The organism is Arenibacter flavimaris (assembly GCF_030291335.1).
GTDB lineage: Bacteria > Bacteroidota > Bacteroidia > Flavobacteriales > Flavobacteriaceae > Arenibacter.
In genome coordinates this window covers 1-26,082 of sequence record NZ_JASWIM010000051.1, presented here as the reverse complement: position 1 = coordinate 26,082, position 26,082 = coordinate 1, and the positions used below count along the sequence as shown (strand labels likewise).

The 26,082-nt window shown below is 40.7% G+C and carries 17 protein-coding genes; 13 read left to right on the top strand and 4 right to left on the bottom strand.

Going from position 1 to position 26,082, the window contains the following annotated elements:
- Positions 1–39: 39 nt before the first annotated feature.
- Positions 40–1,035, bottom strand: a complete 996-nt coding sequence (locus QSE00_RS23410) for an IS110 family RNA-guided transposase (RefSeq protein ID WP_286107742.1) — start codon at positions 1,033–1,035, stop codon at positions 40–42.
- A gap of 612 nt (positions 1,036–1,647) precedes the next feature.
- On the opposite strand from QSE00_RS23410, the gene QSE00_RS23405 reads away from it, so the two are divergent.
- From QSE00_RS23405 to QSE00_RS23350, 12 genes are all read left to right on the top strand, one after another.
- On the top strand, positions 1,648–2,229 hold the full coding sequence (locus tag QSE00_RS23405) for a BfmA/BtgA family mobilization protein (RefSeq protein WP_286107741.1): 582 nt from the start codon (positions 1,648–1,650) through the stop codon (positions 2,227–2,229).
- 345 nt (positions 2,230–2,574) lie between these two features.
- Complete coding sequence (locus QSE00_RS23400; protein WP_286107740.1) at positions 2,575–5,316, top strand: helix-turn-helix and ligand-binding sensor domain-containing protein; 2,742 nt, start codon at positions 2,575–2,577, stop codon at positions 5,314–5,316.
- Positions 5,317–5,558: 242 nt separating this feature from the next.
- A complete protein-coding gene (locus QSE00_RS23395; protein ID WP_286107739.1) occupies positions 5,559–8,573 on the top strand; it encodes a SusC/RagA family TonB-linked outer membrane protein in 3,015 nt (1,004 codons plus the stop codon).
- Between the two features lie 11 nt (positions 8,574–8,584).
- A complete protein-coding gene (locus QSE00_RS23390) occupies positions 8,585–10,132 on the top strand; it encodes a RagB/SusD family nutrient uptake outer membrane protein (protein ID WP_286107738.1) in 1,548 nt (515 codons plus the stop codon).
- Between the two features lie 17 nt (positions 10,133–10,149).
- The gene (locus QSE00_RS23385; protein WP_286107737.1) at positions 10,150–11,904 is read left to right on the top strand and encodes a LamG-like jellyroll fold domain-containing protein; all 1,755 of its coding nucleotides are present in this window, start codon (positions 10,150–10,152) and stop codon (positions 11,902–11,904) included.
- A gap of 23 nt (positions 11,905–11,927) precedes the next feature.
- Entirely contained in the window at positions 11,928–13,280 is a 1,353-nt protein-coding gene (locus QSE00_RS23380) for a glucoamylase family protein (RefSeq protein WP_286107743.1), read from the top strand.
- A 166-nt stretch (positions 13,281–13,446) separates the two neighbouring features.
- Positions 13,447–14,829, top strand: coding sequence for a glucoamylase family protein (locus tag QSE00_RS23375; protein ID WP_286107736.1), 1,383 nt, complete (start codon positions 13,447–13,449; stop codon positions 14,827–14,829).
- Positions 14,819–15,607: a carboxylesterase family protein gene (locus QSE00_RS23370; protein ID WP_286107735.1), complete on the top strand. Its 789-nt coding sequence runs from the start codon at positions 14,819–14,821 to the stop codon at positions 15,605–15,607. The genes QSE00_RS23375 and QSE00_RS23370 overlap by 11 nt, the downstream gene beginning before the upstream one ends.
- Before the next feature lie 50 nt (positions 15,608–15,657).
- A complete protein-coding gene (locus QSE00_RS23365) occupies positions 15,658–17,463 on the top strand; it encodes a family 43 glycosylhydrolase (protein WP_286107734.1) in 1,806 nt (601 codons plus the stop codon).
- 37 nt (positions 17,464–17,500) lie between these two features.
- Positions 17,501–19,768, top strand: coding sequence for a beta-glucosidase BglX (gene bglX / locus QSE00_RS23360; protein ID WP_286107733.1), 2,268 nt, complete (start codon positions 17,501–17,503; stop codon positions 19,766–19,768).
- A gap of 44 nt (positions 19,769–19,812) precedes the next feature.
- Positions 19,813–21,447, top strand: a complete 1,635-nt coding sequence (locus QSE00_RS23355) for a sulfatase family protein (RefSeq protein WP_286107732.1) — start codon at positions 19,813–19,815, stop codon at positions 21,445–21,447.
- A 580-nt stretch (positions 21,448–22,027) separates the two neighbouring features.
- Positions 22,028–23,590: a Fic family protein gene (locus QSE00_RS23350; RefSeq protein WP_286107731.1), complete on the top strand. Its 1,563-nt coding sequence runs from the start codon at positions 22,028–22,030 to the stop codon at positions 23,588–23,590.
- Positions 23,591–23,610: 20 nt separating this feature from the next.
- On the opposite strand, the gene QSE00_RS23345 is transcribed toward QSE00_RS23350, so the two are convergent.
- Positions 23,611–23,775, bottom strand: coding sequence for a hypothetical protein (locus QSE00_RS23345; protein WP_286107730.1), 165 nt, complete (start codon positions 23,773–23,775; stop codon positions 23,611–23,613).
- Between the two features lie 10 nt (positions 23,776–23,785).
- Entirely contained in the window at positions 23,786–24,979 is a 1,194-nt protein-coding gene (locus QSE00_RS23340) for a HEPN domain-containing protein (RefSeq protein ID WP_286107729.1), read from the bottom strand.
- A gap of 302 nt (positions 24,980–25,281) precedes the next feature.
- Here QSE00_RS23340 and QSE00_RS23335 point away from each other — a divergent pair, with 302 nt between their 5' ends.
- Positions 25,282–25,701, top strand: coding sequence for a helix-turn-helix domain-containing protein (locus QSE00_RS23335; protein ID WP_286107728.1), 420 nt, complete (start codon positions 25,282–25,284; stop codon positions 25,699–25,701).
- A gap of 217 nt (positions 25,702–25,918) precedes the next feature.
- Here QSE00_RS23335 and QSE00_RS25290 read toward each other — a convergent pair whose 3' ends face one another.
- Complete coding sequence (locus tag QSE00_RS25290; RefSeq protein WP_353477493.1) at positions 25,919–26,074, bottom strand: integrase core domain-containing protein; 156 nt, start codon at positions 26,072–26,074, stop codon at positions 25,919–25,921.
- Between the last annotated feature and the right edge of the window lie 8 nt (positions 26,075–26,082).

Here is a 26,082-nt window from a genome sequence, read left to right as displayed (position 1 = left end):
GATTTCCATGTTAAAACCAAGAAAAAAATGACAAAAGTCTCAAGCTATATTTTTGACATAGGGTTGTTGTCTTTTAATGACAGCACAGACCCTATGTACAAGCTTGTTCCTTACGTTGTTTACAATGAGCATTTTGTTCTTTCCTTCCTCTACCTTCCGATCAAAATAAGCTTTGATGTCGGGGTCATGGTTAATGGCTGCCAGGGCGGCCATATGGAGGTGTTTTTTGAGCGTTCTGTTGGCCATTGGGTGTATCCTGGACTTACGGAACACAGAAGACCCGGAAGTGTATTCAAACGGCACTACACCGCAGTAGCAGGCCAATTGTCTGGGATTGTCGTACCTGGTAAAGAAATTGGTGAACACGGTAAAATGAAGTGCCGTAATTTGGCCGATCCCCGTAACGGAAGTGACCAAACCAATGGTTTTGTTCAATCTATCGTCGGAGAGTGTGAGTTTTTTAATTTCGGATTCGATGCGGTCGATCTCATCACAAAGGTTCTTGTTGATCTTTTTAAGGTTCTTTTGGGCAAGCTTTCCAAGTTCGGGGGAGAAGAGTTCAAGTTCATTGGGATACTTGTTGACGTCCGCTCGGGTGTTAACGAGTTTTTTTCTGATCTTAAGGAGTATTTTAACCTGTTCAAGTACTTCCGGGATTGGTATGTACAATTCGAGTACTTTATGGTTTTTGGCCGCATACAAAGCAATACGTTTGGCGTCCACACGGTCGTTCTTTCCTCTTTGAACACCTATACTACGCGTTATTTGTATGGGCATCTCTACACAGAAGTCAGCTTGTTTTTGGATAAGTTTGGCAATGATGAGCCTTCCATACACACCGGTATGCTCCATACATATCAGCGTGTTTTCCAAAGAGATCTTTTGATTTTTGAGAAGCCTAATAAAAGCGTTGGTTCCCTTTTTGGTGTTTTCAAATACGTAAGAGGTAGTCCCATCACCATTAATGATGGCCACGTCGAAGAATCTTTTCGATATGTCGATACCGATAAAGAATTGATAGTTTTTTTTATTCATAACAGATAAGGTTTTAGATAAATGACCAGTATCCAGATAACCATCGAACCCCTGATAATAGGCCTTAAAACCTGAATTTCCATCTGATGCCGGTCCGGAGATAACTGACAAGGGCTTTTATCAAATAAAGTATAAGCCTAAGAGCTTTGAATAGCGCATAATTCGCCCCTATCAGTTTGGTCACAGTTAACAATTATTGAGAGTATTCCCCCGATATTAAGTTACCAATTAAAAGTGCTTTATATCATAAAACATTCTCTATGAAAAGTGTGTTTGCTAAACTAAGGGAAAAGTGTGTTTGCTAAACTAAGGGGAATAGCAAGAGGGTAACGCGCTAAAGCGACGTTACTGTTATTAATTTACTGAATATCAGTTGTTTAATTTAAATATAAATGGATTTCACTGTGGCAAATTGACTAAAAACACTTGTAATCCATTGGAATCATTGACAAAAATTACTGTAGCCAAATTTTTTAAATATAAAACAATACTTATAATATACTGAGAATCAATGTGATAAAAATATTTGGTTAATTGGTGAAAATAATTGGTATCGCAAATTTGCGTCAAATTACGGGTGAACCCCAATGAATGCTGATAAAATTTACTGTAATGGAAAGAAATGTCAAGAGAAAAAATACTTTTTCGGCTATTAGTATCAATAGAATAACAGCGGAACGTTTTAGGGAATATTCCAAGACCGTTGCAAAGTCCCATTCGGACACCATTGATACGATGATCGATTTTTTTGAGAAGGCCAATATTACCCCTAAGAGCCAGGTGATTATTAGCTTTATCAAGTATCAGGTTTATCTCGATGGCAGGTTCGATTATATTGAACAACTTTTAAGGGATCTGGAACGAAAATACCTTAAGCCTACACACGATATGCTTAAAAGTCTTTTCGACGGGGTAGCTCCTAAGAAGAAGGAAAAACAACAGCCTTTTCTTTTGGATCAGAACACCATTAAGATGACCAAGGCGGAATGGCGCATGGAGGAGGAAGTTGTTCCCATTGCCAAATACAATGAGGCTGTTAGGGGGAGGGATGAGGATAGAAAAAAGTTCAGGGAAGTATTGCGTAAAATTGCACATGTGGAACCAACCTTTGGCAAACCCTACTTTAGAGTTGAAATGGAGGCCGATGAATTGGAAAGGTTAAAAAGAGAATATTTGGGAAGGTATATCTATTGAGTCACAGGCATGAGTAGGTGCGCCCTAATTCGATTTTATGTGACGCTTATCTTCCCGAACACTATAAAATCGAATTAGGATCCATGCGCAGGTTAGTTATGGTAAGATTTGGGAATGACATGGGTGGCCTTTTATGATACCAATTGATTAAAAATCCTATTTTTTGGCTTTGTTTTTATATTTTCCCTTTGTTGCATTAATTAATGTTTGGCGGAATTTTTGGTAAATTAAAAGGTGGTTTAAAGGAATGTCTAATTATTTGGAATATGCTAAGTTTGTATAACTTCCTTAATAATTTAAAGTGTCCCTAACTTTTATAGACTAAGTTAAAATATGAGACTTTTAATGTTGATTTATTTTTTTGTAATGGCAACGCCATTGGTTACAGGACAGAGCCTTGTTCCTCCAATAGAAAACTATAGGATATTTGAATATAAGGCGGCGAGCAAAAATTGGGACCTGTCAGTAAGCCCCGAAGGAGAATTGTTCGTAGCCAATAACAAGGGGTTATTACATTTCAATGGAGAGCATTGGGCATTCTACCAACTTCCTAACAAGACGACAATTCGATCTGTAGCTTGGGTTAGGGATAAAATTTATACTGGATCTTATGAGGAATTTGGATTTTGGGAAATGAATGTCTTTGGTAGTTTGGAATATACATCACTTACCCACTTAATTAAGGATCATGAATTTACGAGTGAAGAATTTTGGCAAATTTTGCCTTATGGCAACACCATAGTTTTCAGATCTTTTTCTGGTATTTATGTCTTTGAGGATAACCAAATTACCAATGTTGAACCGCGTATTGTGGTTAATCACATGGCCGAATGGGAAGGTAATATATTGATTGCAGGTGGGGAAAATGGTTTAAGTTATTTGCAAGGAAAAGACTTAGTGCCCATAAATGGAACTTCAATTTTGAATTCCAAGATTGTAGTGGATATGGAATCGACGAACTATGGTTTGTTGATTGGTACTAAGCTTCATGGTGTATATTTTTTTAACAACGGGCTTCTTCAGCCTATTAATGAGGATATCAATAATGAGTTGAAACAACACCAACTGAACCAAATTTTGCCTTTGACTAACGGACAAGTAGCTTTTGGGACTATAAAAAATGGAATTTATTTTTATAATTTGGACGATAGTAGCTATTATTCTGTAAATAGGGAGGTGGGTCTTCAAAATAACACGGTATTATCCCTGGAACAGTATAATGATCAATTATGGATTGGGTTGGATAACGGAATAGACCGACTGCAATTGGATAATCCTCTTACATACTATACCGACTATACGGGTACGGTTGGTACTGTCTATGATGTAGCCCAACATGAGGGTACCTTATACTTGGGCAGTAATACGGGGATTCATTACTTTGATGAAAATAAGTTGAAATTTGTTGAGGGCTCACAGGGCCATATTTGGGATTTGGAAGTCATAGAGGGAAAATTGTTTTGTGGGCATAATACTGGTACGTTTACCCTTGAAAATGGTAATTTAAATTTGATTTCGAAGATATCTGGGGGTTACCAAATGGCAAAAGTTCCTAGTTCCGCATCACTGTACCTTCAAGGAACTTATACCGGCCTGGCTAGATATCTTAAGGACGAACATGGTGATTGGTCAGTAAAAGCCGTTGAAGGAATAATCTTTCCAATAAAATATCTCTGTTTCGAAAATTCTATGACATTATGGGTTGCACATCCATACAAGGGTTTATATCGGGTATTCCTAAATGATAATTATACAAAGGTAGTTCAGATTCAAGAATTCAAGGATGATAGCATTCCAAATATCTACAATGTAAAACTCTTTAACATTAAAAACCAGATTGTACTCTATAGTGATGGCATTTGGTATAAATATGACCCCATAAGAAATAAGATCCTTGTTTTTGAAGAGTTTCAGGATTATAACTTTAAAGAACTGGTTCATTTTGATAGAGAATACTATTGGTTTCGAGATCATCAGGGCGCTAAAGAATTAATTGTGACAAATCTGAATGATGATAATTTTGTTTTGGAAGATGCGCAATTGGGAAGACGTTTGGTGCCAGAAGCCGAAAATGTGATCAAAATAAATGACAGTATTTATTTTTTTACCCTTAGTGACGGTATTGGAAAACTCAACTTAACAAATTTTCGTTCCAAGTTTGGAAAATTTCAATTGACCATACCTAAGCTAGTTTTCTTTAAAGATGAAGATGGTACGCACGCCTTGGATGGCTCTCCATTTGTGATAGAAAATAATCGGTCTCGTGAAATTGAAATTGAATTTGCAGCTCCCGACATGGTGCAAACTAAGTATTTTTATAACTTAAATGGACCAATGGAACTATCCTCCTATTTGGATAAGGGAATCCTGAAGTTCCAAAATTTGCCATATGGCACCTATTCGTTGGAGATTTTTACTGTGGGGATCAATAATGCTCGTTCGAAATCACGAGGTATAGAATTTCAAATTAAGCCGCCTTGGTATCTTTCAACTTTAAGTTATGTGGTTTATGGATTAATGGGGCTTGCGATCATCTTTTTGGTTCGAGGGTACAATAGTCGAAAATTGAAAAGGAAACACTCCCTTTTAAAGGAGAAACTTCAACGTGAACAAGAGGAACAGTTGGTCCAAATTGAAAAGGAAAAGTTGGCCAAAGAAATTCGAGTTAAACAAAAGGAATTGACCAGCACAACCATGAGTATGGCCAGAAAGAATGAGCTCATTTTAGAGCTTAAAAATCTTTTGCTGATGAATAAGTCAAAATTTGACAATCAGCAACGCTATCGTTCCTTTATGAAAAAGCTCAATAGCGCTATTAGTGATGATGCAGATTGGAGGCATTTTGAGGTTAATTTCAAAGAGCTTCATAACGATTTCTTTGAGACCCTTTTATTGCACTTTCCTACCCTTACTTCAAAAGATCTGAAATTATGCGCTTACCTTAAAATGAATCTTACCTCGAAGGAAATTGCGCCCTTAATGGGAATAAGTACACGAGGTGTTGAGATACATCGATATCGACTTCGTAAAAAGTTGGAATTGGACAGTGAGGATAACATTTCCAACTTCCTCATTACCCTAAAGTAGTTAGTATAGGGGATTATAATGATTTTAATTAATTTCTGACCCGCTATATCCACTACATCATTAATACATCTATTTGTTAAAATTTCATAATTAAGCCTATTCGTTGCTACTGCAAGGACTTGTTATATGGGGCTTAGTGGCTCATTTTTTTTATGATGTAGTTTTTATGTACTGCTATTAGAGATAGTCGACAGCTATGTTTTGTTAATTTAGTAAAAATCTAACTCAATTAATGAATTATTATGAAAATTAAAAACACTTTATTATTAATGTCGTTTTTATTGTTCCAAATGCTGATTTATGCTCAGGACATGGCTTCTGTCCAAGGAACGGTAATGGATGAGGGCAATCTACCCTTACCAGGAGCTTCGGTAGTCATCAAGGGAACAACTACTGGTACCCAGACAGATTTTGATGGAAACTTTGTATTGGACAATGTCCCTGCCAATGCTACTTTGGTTTTTAGTTATATAGGTTTTACAACTTTGGAGATTCCTGTTAACGGCCAAACTTCCTTTAACATTAAACTACAGGAGGACACCCAATCATTGGATGAAGTAGTTGTGGTGGGTTATGGGGAAATGAAGGTAAAGGATCTTACTTCTGCAATTACCACCATTAAATCCGAGGAATTGACGGGCACTCCAACCGGGCAAGCTATGCAGGCCCTACAAGGAAAAGTGGCTGGATTACAGATCGTTAGTAATGGTAGCCCTGGACAATCTCCGACGGTTAGGGTAAGGGGTATTGGTTCTTATGATCAGGGTGCTTCAGGTCCTTTATATGTGGTTGATGGTATGTTTTTTAATAATATCGACTTTTTAAATACATCCGATATTACATCAGTATCAATATTAAAGGATGCTTCGGCCGCTGCTATTTACGGTGTACGTGCTGCTAATGGGGTTGTGCTTATTGAAACCAAATCTGGTACCCGCAATCAAAAGGCAGAAATCACTTATGATGGATATTCTGGTTTTCAGGTAGCACAAAATATATTAAAATTGGCTAATGCGGAACAGTTTACCACCATAGCCATGGAGTCAGGTTCCGCACCCGACGCACAGTTTATTTTGAATGCCATGCAGCGCTATGGACGAAGTAGGGTAAATCCAAATGTACCTAATGTAAATACCGATTGGTACGATCAGATCACCCGTCAGGCCCTTATTACAAGCCATAGTATTGGAATTACAGGTGGTAGCGAAGATGCTGCTTATGCCATTGGAGCCAATTACTTTGGGCAACAGGGTATTCTGAAAATGAAAAATCAGTACGATCGTTTTAATCTAAGAAGTAAAATCGATTTTAAAGTTTCAGATTGGCTAACTGTGGGTGGAAATACCGTTATCAGTAATGCGACGAGATATGATGCAGAAAATTCTGCATGGAGAAGCGCTTACTTTGCCGTGCCTATATTACCTGTGTTCGACCCTCAAAATACCGAGGCATTTCCTAAGAATTATGCTAACGCCCAAGACTTGGGTTATCGTGGAGGACAAAACCCTTTTCCTTTAATGGACCTTAACGAGAACAGATTGAAAATAAGGAATGTATTGGCCAATTTTTATGCACAAGTGAATATTGTGCCAGATCGATTGACGTTTAAAACGGCCTATAACCACAATTTTGAAACGATGGAAACCAGATTGGTGCGTTTACCATATTTCATTGGTAATAATTTTCAACGAGAGAATTCCCAGTTGATAAAAAGGAACGCTACAGTTTCCAATCAGATTTGGGACAATACCCTTACGTATACCAATTCTTTTGGTAAGCACAACCTAACCGTTTTGACAGGTACCTCCTTTAGGGATGAATCGTATGAACAATTACAGGCAGAAGGCCTTAACTTTCCTTTATCAGGCGAAGAGGCGTACTTCCTTGATCAAGCCCAGACAATAGTTTCGGATGGCGTTGGAGATGACGGGAAAAGAGAATACGGATTTTCGTATTTCTCGCGGATATCCTATAATTATGATAACCGTTATTTGCTTTATGGTACCTTCCGAGCTGATGGCACCAACAAATATCAAGAAAAATGGGGCTATTTCCCAACGGTTGGGGTTGGATGGGTTCTTTCTGAAGAATCATTCATGGACAACAACGGTATTTTCGATTATTTGAAGCTACGTGGAAGTTGGGGTGAATTGGGGAACGATAAAATTGCTTCCAGTGAGGGCTCTATTACTTCAACAGTAGTGACAACGGCTCTTGGGGACACCCAATTTAGTGGGGTAAATACCAACAGCGACTTTACGGCATTAAAATGGGAGGTTACTGAAGAGATAAACGGAGGTATCTCCGCTAGGTTTTTTGACAATAATCTTGGGCTTGAGGCGGATTATTATGTCAGGGATACCAAAGATGCGGTTATCCCGGTAGCCAGGCCACTTATACCTGGGACTACAAGACAAAACGTAGGCGAAATAAGAAATTCAGGTTTTGAACTGTCACTTAATTGGGATAAAATGGTATCCAAGGATTTCAGCTACAATATTGGAGCCAATATATCCACCTTAAAAAATGAGGTGTTAGATATTAATGGTGCAGTAGCCTTGGATGCTGGAACCGCGGAATTTAGACAACGCTCCATAATAGGGGAACCAATATTTGCATTTTTTGGTAGGGAAGTGGCAGGTGTCTACCAAAATGACGCCGAGGTACAGGCCGATCCGGTCGCAGTATCCAATAATTTGGAGCCAGGGGATTTTAGGTATAAGGATCAGAACGGGGATGGTGATATCAACGATGATGACAGGGTTGTTCTAGGTTCGTTCTTGCCTTCATATTCGTTTGGATTTAATCTGGGGGTAAATTACAAGGGCTTCGATTTTTCTGCAAGCGCTTTAGGCCAAGGTGGAAACAAGATTTTGAACCGTAAAAGAGGAGAGGTGATATTTACCAATGACACCAATATAGATCGTGATTTTGCGGTAAATCGTTGGCATGGGGAAGGAACCTCGAATACTTACCCTTCCGCTGCTGGGATTAGAAAGGGATGGAATCAAAGACTAAGTGACTATTTTATTGAAGACGGAGATTTTTTTAGGATTCAGAATATTACTTTAGGATATACCATAAATAAGAAAGGAGAACGTCCAGGAATACCGGAAACTAGGATTTATCTGACCGCTGAAAAGCCCTTAACCCTTTTTGACTACAACGGGTTCAATCCAGAGGTGGCCAATGGTGTGGACAACGAAACTTATCCCATTCCATCTGTTTATACTATAGGTGTTAACATAAAAATATAAAAAAAGAAACTATGAAATTATCATTTAAAATATCAGTACTTGTCCTATTGGCCATAACCTCCTTGAGCTATATGGGATGTACGGACAAATTGGAAGAACCAGAGCTGAACAATAATTTTGCGGGAGGTACAGATTTCACCAAAACGGCAGATATGCAATTATCCATTGTGGGGGTCTATGAAGCCTTTCAATCACGTGGCTGGGAACAACCTTTGTTGATTTCAGTTAGGGGTGATGATGTAAATGCTGGGGGACTTGGGGATCAACAGGATTTTGCAGAGACCGATAAATTTACATATAACAAGGATTATTGGATGTACAATTCCCTTTGGGAGAACATCTATGTTGACGTCATTTCGGCCCATACGGCAATGGAACAGATAGCAAGGTATCAGGAGTTTGCCAATGAAAGCGGAGTTGCTTTAGGGAACCAATACATTGCCGAAGCAAAGGTACTCAGAGGTATTATGCTTTTTCATATTTCCCAAGTCTGGGGAGATGTATTTATTCCAGAATCCTCCAATACCGATCTTTTATTGGATGTGACCCAGGTACCAACCAAAGATGAGGTAATGCAGCATATTTCCGATCAGATGGATGAGGCCATCCTTTATTTACCCAATCTAAGGCCTAATGAGCGCACGGACCTTCCGGGAGGGGTTACAAGATATACAGCTTTAGCGATTAAGGCTTTGGCTAACCAGGAATTAAAAAATTATCAGGTAGTTGCCGATGCAGCGGGACAGATTATCAGCTCTGGAAAATTTAGTCTATATCCTGATTACTACGAGCAATTTAAAACCCCGGGGAAATTGAGTAGTGAAACCATTTTGGATTTGCAATATTCGGATTTTAACCAAGGGGAAGGTGATAGATCTGGACATCTTTACGCTCCTTATGGACCACAGAACTGGACCCCAGAGGTGGCAGGTGCTAGTAGTGGTTGGGGTTTCTTTGAACCAAGTATGAAATTCATAAAGTTTATGCTGGATCGTGGGGAAACTGTAAGATTGGAGACCAGCGTCTTGTTCACCGATAGAGGTATCGCCGAAATCAAAACCGATCCTGCTTACGCAACTTTGCCCAGTTTTGTTACAAATACAACAAGAGATGGTGATGTTATAAACGATTATCCCAGGGCACTGTTTGCAAGTGGAAAACACTATTTGCCTTCCAATCAATTAATACCGGGAAGAACAGAATATGGCAGTAACAAAAACTACAATGTTATCCGATATGCCGAGATTTTGTTGGTATACGCAGAGGCTTTGGCGCAAGGTGCCACGGGTGCTGGGATGACCGCAGATCAGGCCGTGAACCAGGTACGGGCAAGAGCCAACATGGCACCATTGTCAGGGGTTACATTGGATCAAGTATTGGACGAGAAGTTTGCCGAGTTGAGCATGGAATGGGGTAAACGGTATTATGATATGATACGCCTGGGACGATTTAACGAGCTTAGCTATGATGGAAGGACCTTTTCCGAGAATAAAACCTTCCTTCCCTATCCACAAAGTCAAGTAGATCAATTTCCAATTTTGGAAGAGATCAATAACTAACAAACAACATAGAACAAATGAAAAACATTAAACTAATATGTGCAAGCTTGATCGCTGTGTTTCTTTTTTACGCTTGTGATCAGGGAATCGACGCAATTACACAAATTGATCCGGGGACGGATGCCACAGCACCACAGGTAAAGGTCAATTACCCTACTGAAGGAGTGAAAATAAAAGTGCTCGAAGTGGTAACTTCCATAGCCATTGATTTTGAAGTGACCGATGACATTGAGATTGCTAAAGTAGACGTGATGCTAGATGGGAGCAATATAGGAACCTTTAGTAGTTTCAAGGATTACCGTCGCTTTTTGGTCAAGGATTTGGTGTATGATAAATTGACCGATGGGGCCCATGAACTATCTGTTAGTGCAACTGATTTGGAAGGAAAGACCAGTGTAACTACGGTAAATTTTGAAAAAGAACCTGCATATACTCCACTATTTGCAGGAGAAACCTTTTATATGCCTTTTGATGGAGATAATTTTGATCTTGTAGGTCTGAAACAAGCAGAAAAAGTGGGAACTCCTGGATTTGCTGGAGAGGGACTGATCGGGACAAACGCCTATAAGGGAGCAACGGATGCTTATTTAACGTATCCAACGGCAGGCCTATTGGGTACTGAATTTACCGCGGCTTTTTGGTATAAGGTCGACGCCAGTCCTGATAGGGCAGGTATTCTTACAATAGGAGATGATGCCGATGACCGTTTTCAGGGACTTAGGTTATTTAGGGAAGGAAGCGCTACCAACCAGACCATTAAAGCGAATTTGGGTATTGGCAGCGGCGAAAGCTGGAACGATGGTGGCGTAATTGATGTAACGGCAGGGGAGTGGGTGCATATTGCGCTTTCTATTTCCGCAACCCAAAGCATCCTCTTTATGAATGGAGTCGCAGTCAGGACAGCCGCTTTAAATTCGCCTGTAGATTGGACGGGTTGTGATGAATTGGTAATAGGTTCGGGTGGACCTACTTTTAGCTATTGGAACCATAAATCCGATAACAGCCCCATGGATGAATTGAGGTTGTTCAATACAGCCTTGACAGAGACCGATATCCAGAATATGATCAATGTTACCAATCCTTATACCGGAGAATTTGATGGGGAAATGTTTTACCTTCCTTTTGATGGGGATGTCAAAAATAAATTTACCAATGCAGAGGCTACAATAATAGGAGCTCCTGGCTTTGCAGGAGAGGGCATTAGAGGGGCGGATGCCTATGCCGGAGCGGCCGATTCCTATTTGACCTTTCCAACAACTGGATTAACCACTCAAGAGTTTAGCGCCAGCTTCTGGTACAATGTAAATGCCGCTCCTGGTAGAGCAGGAATTTTGGTTATGGGTCCAGAGGATTTGGAACGGCCAGAATTTCCAACCGTTCAAAATTTGCGAACCAGTGGATTCAGATTTTTTAGGGAAGGCGATGACACCAATCAAACATTTAAATTAAATGTGGGTAATGGCACTGCCGATACCTGGGTTGATGGCGGAGCTGCCGCATCATTGGATCCTACCACAGCCGGTTGGGTGCATATGGCATTTACAATTGGAAACGGAAAGGCCATTGTATATTTTGACGGAGAAATCGTTAAAGAATCAGATTTTACTGGGGTGGATTGGACTGGTTGTAACTTGCTTTCCATAGGTTCGGGGGCACCAAGATTTACTGAATGGGGACATTTGTCGGATTCAAGCTTTATAGATGAACTTCGATTGTACAATAAAGTATTGACTCAAGAAGAAGTGCAAACCGTTAGAAACGCTGATTTATAGCATAATGAATTATGTGATTAACAATAATATTGGTCGTTGCAATCCTTTTACATGGTTGCAACGACCAAATAAAAGCAACGACCAAAAATAAGAATAGTAAGGCCAAGGTAATAGCGGAAGGTGACACAGATGCTGAGCTATTGGATAAGGTTCAAAAACAGACCTTTGATTATTTTTGGGAGGGAGCAGAGCCCATTTCTGGCCTCGCTAGGGAGCGGATCCATATGGACAATATTTATCCCGCCCATGATAAGGATATTATCACTATTGGAGGGTCTGGATTTGGATTGATGGCTATTTTGGTAGGAGTGGAACGGGGATTCATTACCCAGGAACAAGCAGCGGAACGATACCTGCGTATTTTGGATTTTTTGGAAAATGCCGATCGTTTTCACGGAGCGTGGCCACATTGGTTAAAACCTGATGGATCCACAGCACCTTTTAGTAAAAAGGATAATGGGGGAGATCTTGTGGAATCCGCATTTTTGGTTCAAGGTTTGCTTACAGTAAAGGAATTTTTTGATAGTAAGGGGACTACTGCGGAAGGGAAATCCATTAGTGGTAGAATTCAAAAATTATGGGAAGAAGTAGAATGGGACTGGTATACCAAAGGAGGGGAAAGTGTACTGTATTGGCATTGGTCGCCTAATTATGGTTGGGATATGAACTTCCCTGTGGGTGGTTATAATGAAGCCCTGATCATGTATGTTCTGGCCGCAGCCTCTCCAACACATCCTGTAGATAGGGAGGTATATGATAAAGGTTGGGCACTGAATGGGGAAATTGCCAAGGATACGGTCTATTATGGTCTTGAAACTGAGTTGAACCATTACGAGCACGATAAGTCGCCCGTGGGCCCTTTGTTCTGGGCCCATTATTCCTATTTGGGATTAAATCCCAAAGGTTTAAAAGACCAATATGCAGATTATTGGAAATTGAACCGAAACCATGCCCTTATCCATTATAAACATGCAGTGGCCAACCCTCATAATTATGAAGGGTACGGCGAAAATTTATGGGGACTCACATCAAGCTACTCTATGAAGGGTTATGCCGGACATAGACCTGATAGGGACTTAGGGGTTATTTCACCCACAGCGGCCTTATCATCTATGCCATATACGCCAAAGGAAAGTATGCGTTTTTTAAGGTATATGTACCAGGAACAGGATTCCCTAATCGGTAAATATGGTCCGTACGACGCCTTTAGTTTTGAGCATGATTGGAGCCTACCTCGGTACCTGGCCATAGACCAGGGTCCTATTCCTGTTATGATCGAAAATTATCGGTCAGGAATGTTGTGGGAACTTTTCATGAGAAACAAGGATGTACAAAAGGGATTGAAGAAACTAGGGTTTGAAAGCCATGTAGAATAATAATTCACATTTTTCCAAGGTACAATGAAGGATTGTTGGGGAGGTCTATCTAGACCTACCATTCTTATTAAATTTCTTTAGCTAATGCTGTCCATGTCCTGTAATTTACGGCCAAGACAATTACTCTTAGGGAACAAACCTATGAATACCAGTGTAAAATAGTAAAATGAAAAATATAATATTGTTTGTAGGCATTGTTCTATTGCTTTCCTGCTCCGGAGATGACACGCAGGGACCTACTGGTGAGTCACAATTGCCTGATCCTCCCAAAGAGGAACCTCCCATTGTAGAAGTAATATCAGATGAGGAATTGATGGAGCTTACACAAAGGGAAACCTTTAAATATTTCTGGGATTATGCAGAGATCAACTCGGGCTGTGCCAGGGAGCGCTATCATCCGGATAATCCGTCGAATGATGCCAATACTGTTGCCACAGGTGGCACCGGTTTTGGACTTATGGCTATTTTGGTGGCCATAGAACGCAATTATGTATCCAGGGAAGAAGCGGTTGTTAGATTGCAAAAAATAGTGGATTTTCTAGAGAAAGCCGATCGATTCCATGGGGCCTGGCCCCATTGGCTAGATGGCAATACCGGTAAAGTAAAGCCCTTTAGCACAATGGACAATGGTGGCGATTTGGTAGAAACTGCTTTTTTGGCCCAAGGTTTAATCAGTTTAAAAGAATATTTTAAGGATGGCTCCCCTTCTGAAAAGGAATTGGCTGCCAAGGCTGATGCCTTGTGGAAAGGGGTGGAATGGAATTGGTACGCCCAAAATCAAAATGTGCTGTACTGGCACTGGAGCCCTGACAATCAATTTTTTATTAACCTACAGCTCAAAGGATACAATGAAACACTAATAGCATATGTGTTGGCGGCTGCATCTCCAGATTATTCTATTACAAAGGAGGTGTACACTAGTGGTTGGGCATCAGAGGGCAATATAAAATCCAATACAACAACCTATAATTACCCGCTGCTTGTAAAACACCCAGGTTCCGAAACTTATGGCGGACCTTTGTTTTTTTCACATTATTCTTTTTTGGGCCTAAATCCGAAGGGATTGAAGGATGAATTTGTTGATTACGGTTCGGTAAGCACCAATCACACCAATATCAATTATCGCTATGCGGTGGAGAACCCTAAAAATTATTTGGGTTATAGCACTGAATGTTGGGGTTTAACCGCTAGTTATTCTAGAAATTCAGATGGTAGCCTAGGGTATAATGCCCATTCCCCTGCTAATGATGTGGGTGTTATTTCCCCTACAGCGGCCATAAGCTCCATACCTTACACACCCACAGAATCGCTTAGAGCCATGCAGTATTTTTATAAGAACAAGGATAAATTATGGGGTCCTGCTGGATTCTATGACGCTTTTAGCCCACAGCATAATTATTGGGTTGCTGAAGCATATTTGGCCATAGATCAGGGGCCACAGATTGTTATGATCGAAAATTATAGAACAGGTTTATTGTGGAATCTTTTTATGCAAAATGAAGATGTCAAAGTTGGTTTAACCAAACTCGGATTTACTTATGGGAATTAAGCAGATTGTTCTATGGTTCTTTATTGCATTGGGCATCCCGGTGATGTATGGGCAAAATGATATGTACAATTCAGAAATTTTTAAAAAGGGTCCAGATACCTTAAGGTATCGTATAATGTATCCACCAAATTTCTCCTCCTTGAAACAGTATCCTGTGATCCTCTTTTTACATGGGGCCGGGGAAAGAGGCAATGATAATGAAAAACAGCTGATTCATGGTAGTACTTTATTTTCTAGCGATGAGAATAGGGACAAATTTCCAGCAATAGTGATTTTTCCTCAATGCCCTACGGATGACTATTGGTCCAGTGTCCAGGTTGATAGAAAAACCCAACCCGTTGGCTTACGTTTTGAATACGGGAAGGGACCCACCAAAGCTCTTGGTCTTACTATGGCCTTAATGGATTCGCTAGTTGCAGAATCCCACATAAAATGGGACCAAGTTTATGTTATGGGATTGTCAATGGGTGGTATGGGCACTTTTGAAATACTATATAGAAAACCGGGGATGTTCGCAGCAGCCATTCCAATATGTGGAGGTGGGGATACCGAAGTGGCAAAGGTCTATGCCGATAAGGTTCCTTTGTGGATGTTTCATGGAGCACAGGATAATGTAGTAGATCCGCAGTTGTCCTTGGATATGACCTCCCATATTATAGAATATGGGGGACATCCAAACCTAACCATTTATGGAGATGCCAATCACAACAGTTGGGATTTGGCTTTCGCCGAGCCTAATTTATTGCCTTGGTTGTTTTCACTAAAACGATCTGAATAGAGAACGACCAAAGAATTTTGCAATCATGAATTTGTGTAAAACGGAACCAGATGAAAATTTTAAAAAATATAATTGCAACAGCGGTTTTACTATGTAGTGTAATATTATATTCACAGGAAGTGGTACCGGAAACTTATATCAATCCTCTGGATATTGACTATACCTATATGGTTTATAATTCAAGTAAGAATATTTCCTATCGTTCCGGTGCTGATCCCGCAGTAATTGAATTTCGCGGTGAATACTATATGTTTGTCACTAGGTCTTTTGGTTATTGGCATTCCACTAATTTGATCCACTGGGAATTTATTAAACCTAAACAATGGTTTTTCGAGGGTTCCAATGCCCCAACCGCATTCAATTATAAAGATTCGCTGGTATATTTTGCAGGGGATCCCGCAGGTTATGGAAGTATTCTTTATACCGATGATCCAAAAAAAGGGGAGTGGACACCTACCGCTTCAATTACCAACAACATCCAGGATTCGGAGTTGTTTATTGACGACGACGGGAAAACCTATTTGTATTGGGGCTCGTCAAACGTATATCCCCTCAGTGTGAAAATGCTGAATAAAGACGATCGTTTTCTTGAAACCGGGGTTGAGAAAGAACTTTTCAATTTGATTGAAGAAGAACATGGTTGGGAACGTTTTGGCGAAAATAATTACCATCCAACCTTAAAGGAAGGATACATGGAAGGTGCCTCGATGACCAAACACGACGGGAAATACTATTTACAGTATGCAGCACCAGGGACGCAATTTAATGTATATGCCGATGCTGCTTATATTGGTGAAACTCCACTTGGTCCTTTTACTTACATGAAAAATAATCCCATGAGTTTCAAGCCTGGCGGTTTTGCTAATGGGGCAGGCCATGGTATTACCGTGAAACAAACCAATGGCCAATACTGGCATTTTGCTACCATGGCCTTGGCTTCAAATTCTCATTGGGAACGTCGTCTCTCCATGTTCCCCGCCTATTTCGATGATGAAGGATTAATGTATTCCAACACCAGCTTTGGCGATTATCCCTTATTTGGGCCAAATCATCCAACAAAAGCAGGGCAGCATAGTGGCTGGATGTTGCTTTCTTACAAAGGAAAAACAACGGTTTCATCTTCACAAATGCAGGTGAAAAAAAGTACTTCTACCGATGGTGATTATGACATCACCGAAATGCCACTTGAAAAGAATAGTGAAGGTGAAATTATTTCGAAGCTGTTAACCGATGAAAGCCCGAAATCCTTTTGGGTTGCTGAATCCAATGATGATGAGCAATGGGTTAAGATCGAAATGCCTTCACCTGGAAATATTTACGCTTTTCAATTAAATTTTCATGATCAGGATTCGGGCATTTATACCCGTACCGAAGGCCTACGACATCGATTCACACTGGAGGTTTCAGCGGATGGAAAAAACTGGGAAACTGTTGTGGACAGACGTGGGAGCTATAAAGATGCGCCCAATGCCTACATCACCCTTAACCAACCTGTACGAGGAAAATATGTATGCTACCATAATGTGGAGGTTCCGGGCAATAACCTGGCATTATCAGAAATAAGGGTATTTGGAAAAGGTTTAGGAAAGAAACCTGAAAAGGTGAAGGGATTTGAAGTATCCCGGGAGGAAGACAGAAGAGATGCCTCTTTTACCTGGAACCCTGTGAAAGGAGCACAGGGTTACAATATCCGCTGGGGTATCGCACCAGATAAATTATACCACTCCTGGTTGATTTATGATGTAAATGAACATTTTATGCGCAACCTCGATCGCGATACGCGATATTATTTTACTATAGAAGCATTTAGTGAAAATGGGATTTCAGAGATAACTGAGGTACAGGAAGTGAAATAATGAAAAGAAATTATCAATTTTTTGCATAATAACTAAGATGAGAAAATTTAATCTGATTGTTGCAGTTCTGTTTTTTACAGGGCTTTCAGGTCTAAAAGCCCAGGAAAGTATTCCCCAAGTGGAGGCACTGTTGCAGAAAATGACCATTGAAGAAAAAATAGGTCAATTAAATTTATTGACACCTGGTGGCGGGGTTGCTACCGGGGCAGTGGTTAGTGAGAATGTGGAAGCCAAGATAAAGGCTGGTAAGGTTGGTGGACTCTTCGGGGTAGCGGGTCCGGAAAAAATTAAGATGGCCCAAGATTTCGCAATAAATGATACCCGCTTAAAAATTCCGTTATTATTCGGTTCCGATGTTATCCACGGGTATAAAACAACCTTTCCCATTCCCTTGGGACTTGCGGCGAGTTGGGATATGGCCCTAATTGCAAAATCGGCAAGGATAGCAGCAAAGGAGGCAACCGCAGATGGAATAAATTGGAATTTTTCTCCCATGGTAGATATAGCACGTGATCCAAGATGGGGTCGTATTGCCGAAGGGGCAGGAGAAGATCCCTATTTGGGGTCCGCCATAGCCAAGGCAATGATAAAAGGCTATCAAGGAAGCGACCTTGCCAATGCCAATACGATGTTGGCAACGGTTAAGCATTTGGCCCTCTACGGGGCTTCCGAAGGAGGCAGGGATTATAATTCGGTGGATATGGGCAAGGTGAAAATGTTCAACCAATACTTACCTCCCTATAAAGCTGCGGTAGATGCCGGGGTCGCAAGTGTGATGACCTCGTTTAATGATATCGATGGGATTCCCGCATCGGGAAGCAAGTGGCTCCTTACCGACCTACTGAGAGAACGATGGGGTTTTGACGGGTTTGTAGTCTCAGACTACACCTCCGTAAATGAAATGATTGCCCATGGACTAGGGGATTTACAGGCTGTGTCTGCCCTGGCCCTTAACGCTGGACTTGATATGGATATGGTGGGTGAAGGTTTTCTGACCACTTTGAAAAGATCATTGGAAGAAGGGAAGGTCAGTGAAGACCAAATTACCCAAGCCTGTCGTAGAGTTTTGGAAGCAAAGTATAAATTAGGTCTTTTTGAAGATCCTTATCGCTATATCGATGCCAAGAGACCCGCCAAGGATATCCTTAGCGAGGAAAATAGGAAAGTAGCGCGAGAAGCTGCTAGCCGATCTTTTGTGCTCCTAAAAAACCACAATAATATCCTTCCCTTAAAAAAGAATATAAAAATAGCCTTAGTAGGACCTTTGGCAAACAATAAGAACAATATGTTGGGCACTTGGGCACCAACGGGAGACCCAGCGTTATCAGTTCCTATTTTGGACGGATTAAAGACAGTAGCCCCCACAGCTATAATTACCTACGCTAAAGGGACCAATATTTCGGATGATCCTGAACTGGCGAAAAAAGTCAATGTGTTTGGCCCCAGGATTGAAATTGATGGGCGTTCTCCTGAAACAATGCTCAAAGAAGCCCTAGATTTGGCCAATAAATCCGATGTAGTAGTAGCTGTAGTGGGAGAAGCTACCGAAATGAGTGGGGAAGCGGCCAGTAGAACAGATCTATCTATTCCTGAAAGTCAGAAAAAAATGATCCGTGCCATAGTAGCTACTGGCAAGCCTGTCGCTTTGATACTTATGAGCGGCCGTCCTTTAACCATCCCAGAGGAGTTGGCACTACCTGTCAGTATCCTTCAAGTGTGGCATCCTGGAGTAGAGGCTGGAAATGCCGTTGCAGATGTTATTTTTGGAGACTATAATCCCGCTGGAAAATTAGCCGCAACCTGGCCTGTAAATGTTGGGCAGATCCCCATTTATCACAGTATGAAAAATACAGGGAGACCAGCTACTTCCGAAACTTTTCAGAAATTCCAATCCAATTATTTAGATACCCCCAATGCACCACTGTTGCCATTTGGTTTCGGACTTAGCTACACCCAATTTGAATACTCTAATCTTAGTATTGATAAAACGGAAATAGGGCAGGGAGAATCCGTGACTGTTACTGTAACCTTAAAGAATACTGGGAGTTATGACGGAGAGGAAGTGGTACAACTCTATCTTAGGGATGTGGTGAGAAGTATTACACCACCCATGCGGGAACTAAAAGGATTTAAAAAGGTATTTCTAAAGCAGGGCGAAACCAAGACGGTTACCCTTACTCTTGATCCCGATGACCTGAAATTTTATAACAGCCAACTAGATTTTGTATCGGAACCAGGCGAATTTGAGGCGTATATCGGCACGGATTCCAATGCCACCGGGAAAGTTACTTTTAAGTTAAAGTAAATTTTTATGGTCAAATAATACGGTTTGGCCCAAAAAAATTGATCATGTATTACCTCAATAAATTATTGCTTTTAGTTTTTGTTGTGTTTAGCTTTTCGTGTAAGCGGGAGCAACAAAAGGAAACCGTTGAAAGTAAAAGGCCCAATATTCTATTTATAATGGCCGATGATCATGCGATTCAGGCTATTAGTGCTTATGATCATCCCATTGGTAAGATGGCGCCAACACCCAATATAGATCGTATCGCCAAGAAGGGCGCTCTTTTTACGCATAGTTATGTCACCAATTCTATCTGTGGTCCCAGTAGAGCCGTAATTCTGACTGGGAAACACAGTCATATTAACGGTTTTAGACAGAACGGTGACCGTTTTGATGGGAGTCAGCCTACCCTGCCCAAGATGTTACAACAAGCGGGCTACCAAACTGCTCTGTTGGGAAAGTGGCATTTACACGGCTATCCCGAGGGTTTTGATCATTGGAAGATAATAGTGGACCAAGGCAATTATTACAATCCCGATTTTATAGAAAATGGGGATACTATTCGAGTTAAGGGATATGCCACGGATATTATCACCCACGATGCCTTGGACTGGTTAAGGAACGAAAGGCAGGATAATGTACCATTTTTTCTAATGGTACAGCATAAAGCCCCACATAGGAATTGGATGCCGGCACTGCGTCATATCAATAAATATGATTCGGTTCAATTCCCATTCCCGGACACCTATTTTCCCACTTTTGTAGATCAACAGGCATCTGAGGAACAATTACAAACCATATATAAAGATATGTATGAGGGGCACGACCTTAAAATGACTGTGGAATTTGGAAGTACGGTACTGGACCACAACCCTTGGAAAACTGATTTTGAGCGGATGGACCCAGAGCAACGCAGTAAATGGGATACAGGATATTTGCCCAAGAATAATGCATTTCACAAAGCTAATTTAAGAGGTAAAGAATTGGATCTATGGAAGGGGCAACGCTACTTACAAGATTATATGGCTACTATAGCCGCTGTGGATGAGGGAGTAGGACAACTGTTGGATTATTTGGAGAAAAATGGCTTGGCCGAAAATACCTTGGTGGTGTACACCTCCGATCAGGGATTTTATTTGGGTGAAAATGGCTGGTTCGATAAGCGGTTTATGTACGAACCTTCTTTTGGGACCCCGCTTCTAATGCAATGGCCGGGGAAAATTGATCCAGACATAAGAATTGACGCTATGGTGCAGAACCTGGATTTTGCACCAACCTTTTTAGAGGTGGCCGGAGTTCGGGATTCAGAAGAAGAAATGCAAGGAGAATCCTTTATGGGATTGTTGAATGGTAGTATGTCGGAAGCTGATTTTAGAGACGTTATCTACTACCATTATTATGATTATCCCGCCTTTCATATGGTGAAAAAACATTATGGGATTCGGACCCAGCGCTATAAGCTTTTGCATTTTTACGACGATATCGATCAATGGGAATTTTATGATCTTGAAAAAGATCCACTAGAAAAGCATAATGCTATTGATGATCAAGAATATAGTGATAGGGTGAGTATAATGCTTAGAAAGTTAGACAGTGTTCAGAAGGTTTATATGGTTACGGACAAGGAATTCTTGAAAACTCCCAAAGAAAAAGTAGAAGCAGCATATCAACAATTTCTGGAGCTTAGGGGAACAGAGTAGCGAATAAAATTAATATAGTATTTTAGAGTTGTTGGGAGTATGAATACCAGAAAATAGAATTTTCAAAAAGCAGGGGATGGTTGAGTGCAATGTTGCCTAATGTTTATTTGCAAGGATAATTCGAAAGCAACAAAGGATCTATCTGCAGGTTAGTTATGGTAAGATTTGGGGTTGAAAAAAGTTTAACATTGATATTAAAGTAAAGATGAGATAGATTAATACTAGTTCTTAAAACTTGAATGTTTTTTGTTGGATAATTGGTTCCGAATGCGTTTAAAAATTTGATTAACATTAATGGCTAGGGAACTATTGTACCTGTTTCAATATCCAATTGGTCATCTCTGTCAGAACGACTGGAGAAAACGTTTCCTCAATGGTTTCAAGAAGAAACGTGAAGTGGGACGTATTGACCAAGTTGAGCCATTATGTTTTGTGTTTCGAAACTACACCAACATACATTTACTAATTTTAACACGGTTATATTTACTAATTTTAGTACATTTGATTTTACTAAGATTAACACGATAGAAAAAACTAATTTTAGCCCGAAAACAAAGATTAAAAAAATAAATTCAACAACATGGCAACCCCCAGAGAACGATTCGCAGAAGCCCTTACCTTTCTGAAAGGGTTACAGGACCAGGGCATGGTAGGAATTCATACCGATGATATTCCTAATGTAAAACACCGTCAATTGCTTGTCAAAAATGGATTTTTACAGGAAGTCACCAAAGGATGGTATATTGCCACAGACCCCAATGAGAAAGATGGTGAAACCACAGCGTGGTATAGTTCATATTGGGAATTTATAGCACGGTTTCTTAACCGAAAATATGGAGACGATTGGTCGCTTTCGGCGGACCAATCCTTGTTGCTCCATGCCGGGAACCGGTCGGTGCCGCAGCAAATGCTTATACGGTCGCCCAAGGGCAATAATAAGCCTACTCCGTTACCCCATAACACCTCCCTGTTCAATTTGAAGACCGATATACCTACTTCGGAACAGACCTTAATAGAAGAAGGCATCCGCATGTATAGTTTACAGGCCTCCCTCATTTATGCAGGGGTGTCGGTGTATACAAGCAATGCCATTGATGCGCGTACCACGCTGTCGTTGATACGGGATGCTTCGGAATTATTGCCCATACTATTGGAAAACGGGCATACCACATTGGCTGGTCGATTGGCCGGGGCTTTTCGTAACATCCAACGTGACAGAATAGCCGACCAGATTATGGCAACCTTCAAACAGGCCGATTATGACATCCGGGAGGAAGATCCCTTTGATGCCAAATTGGAATTGAAATTGTCGGCAAGGGAACGTTCTCCCTATGCCAACCGCATACGCCTGATATGGCTACAGATGCGTGGGGCTGTAATGGCCAATTTCCCCCAAGCCCCCGGCATACGGACCGACCATGGATCCTATATGAAGGACGTGGACGATATATACATAACGGATGCCTACCATTCCCTGTCCATTGAGCGCTATCGGGTGACCCCTGAGTTGATTCAAAAAGTGAGTTCCGGTGAATGGGACACCGAGGAAAACGAAGGGGACCGGAAACAACGGGATGCGATGGCAGCCCGGGGCTATTATCAGGCTTTCCAATCCGTAAAGCGGAGCATCAAAGCCATATTGGAAGGAGCAAATGCAGGAACACAGGTCGATAAAGACCATGCCACATGGTACAGGCAGTTGTTCGACCCAAGTGTAACGGCAGGCCTGTTGAAGGCTTCCGACCTTTCCGGTTACCGCAATAACCAAGTGTACATCGGAAACTCCAAACATGTTCCCCTAAATGTAGAAGCCATGCGCGATGCCATGCCCATACTATTTGAACTGCTGGAGGAAGAGCCCGAGGCTTCCGTGCGTGCCGTGCTGGGCCATTTTGTCTTTGTTTTTATCCACCCGTATATGGATGGCAACGGTCGTATGGGCAGATTCCTGATGAATACAATGCTGGCCTCCGGGGGCTATCCATGGACCGTAATTCCCGTAGAAAAGCGGGATGAATATATGCAGGCATTGGAGGAAGCGAGTGTAAGACAGAACATCGAACCGTTTGCAAAATTCTTGGGAGATTTGGTCAACGAAAGAATGAAAGGTAAAAATGCAGCGGAATTACCGAACAAAAAATAGCCACATGATATTATTTGAAATCATTTGATTAAAGTTACCGTATAGAAAGCATAAAACGCTCCCGTTACCTTTATGGAGACCTTATAATTTCCTGATGGATTGCCGGGATTCCGATGTAATAGCCCCATCAGATTTTGGTGCAGTTTATGAATGTCTTTCAGGGTCTTACGTTCTTTCTTTTTCATGGCCTGTTCTTTAGGGTTGGCCTTGGGCCTCCATATCCGGTAGCAATTGCCGGATCTTATCAAGGAATTCCATTTCCTCATAGGGTATCATATTGAGTACATACCCGAGTACTTCCCGAATGTTATGTTCGGGCTCTGGAACGATACTATTTGGGGTGCGTTCCGCATCCAATGCCGTGATGCATACCTTTAATAAACTGGAAATCATAAAGGCAGTTTCCAAGTAGCCCTCGGTGATCAGGTTTACAGAATAGAGTTCCTTTATGGAAGGGCAGCGTTTTAAGGTATAAAAATGCTTTTTGGTCAATGCTTTTATTTTATTCAAGGTGCCTCCTTCCTCCGATCCCGGTATTTCCACATCGGAAGCATCTTCTTTTACATGAGGGATTTCTTGGTGCGGAGGTCTATCTACCATGTAAGTTCTACATTCCGCCAATTTATCCTCGAACAGTTTGGAAACTATGGCAAAAACTTGATTGGCTTTTTCCTGTATTTTTTGAATTTGGGTTATGTTGATATGATAATTGTTTTGGTACCGAGTAGTGATATAGGCCTCGTCCAATAGCCTCAATAAGGATAGTTCTTCCGCAATATTGGTATTGAAAAGGTTGCCCAATTCCGGTACAAATGGTTTGATGTACGTTTGATGTTCTTTGATACTATGGCATTTCCGTTCCTTCCCCATTGTAAAAAGTTCCACTCTACGGAACCACAATTCTATATACTGGTGGAGCATAAAGGCGGCTTGGGAATGATTTTCCTTTTCCAGAAAGAAGTTGGCCCCTTCCATGAAGCCATTCAGTTTTGCACGCTCTTGCTGGAAGTCGAGCACTATACGGTTCAAGGTATCCTCATTGGGGGAATACCTGTGAAATACATCTGTCCCTGTATCTGCATTGTTGACGATCAGCTTTTCCCAAGAACAATTGTGGGCAAAGAACAAATTCCCTTCCTTTAACTGCTGCTCAGCGTATTCATAAGAAAATATGCGGCACAGATAATCTGTCTGTTCCTGAAAAATTTTGGCAACCATGGAGGATAGTTCCTGGGTCAATGAAGAACAATTTCCCTTAAGGATTACAATTAACAGTGGCTTTGGTAAACCTTCTGTTACAACTATTGATTCATAGATATACTTGATTTCCAGTAGCGAATGTAGGTTGTCTAGAACCTGATCTCGATTGATATAATTCTTACTTTCCATAGTAGTCATATTAAAGTTTATGAATGTCTTTCAGGATTTTTAATTTTTTCTTTTTCATAGCCTGTTTACTTGGTTAGGTTTGAGGTTGCTATTTCCGTTACTGTTGATTAATTCTATTATGAGCAATCGTCTTGTTTAATAATTTTTAATTATTTTTTATGAAGTAACTCTAGAATTACAATGTAACGAACCAAAACAGATTGTATATTACCAATTGAATTTGGTATTTTACCAATGGCATTTGGAGATTTTCCATTATCTTTATTAATCGAAAAAAAGACAACAAAAAGTAAATTTCACACATGAGCACTGCAACAAAACCAAACCATATTGGAAGGAAGATTGGCCGAATAAGGGAATTACGAGGAATGAAGCAAGAAGCCTTGGCCATGGAGCTCGGCATTAGCCAACAAAGCGTTTCTTTAATGGAGCAAAGTGATACTATTGAAGAAGACAAACTGGAAAATGTAGCCAAAGTTCTGGGAGTAACAAGAGAAGCTATTGAAAATTTTTCTGAAGAATTGGCCATTAATTATTTTAATACTTTTAACGATAACAGTTTTAGTAATAGCCAAGGAACTTTTCACCCAAATAACTGTACTTTTAATCCACTTGATAAATTGGTAGAAGCCTACGAGGAGAATAAAAAACTCTATGAACGATTGTTGGCTGCTGAAAAGGAAAAAGTAAGTTACTTGGAAAAATTGTTGGATAAAAAATAATACTATTTCTTATAGAGACTTATAAGTTTGAAACCATAAGTGATTTCACATTAGACGAATCGCTTATGGTTTTCTTGTTTTGTTTCGGAAATGATTTCCATAATTCTAAATAAGGATTGCTTGCGTATCCAAAGAAAAAGATAAGTAGGTGGAAATATTGAACTAGTCCTGAACCAGTTCCTGCGGAAGTTGAATTGCTTCTGTAGCCTTACCCTTTTTAGGACATCTCTAAATTCAACAATTTTTCTTTAATATTGTTCGTTTCGGGGAAGAATTCTTCCCCGAAACGGTCTTTGTATTCCCTAGGTGGTATATCTCCCAAAGCGGAGTGGGGATGCTTCCTGTTGTAGTCCTCCCTCCATTTATCGGTCAGGGTTCTTA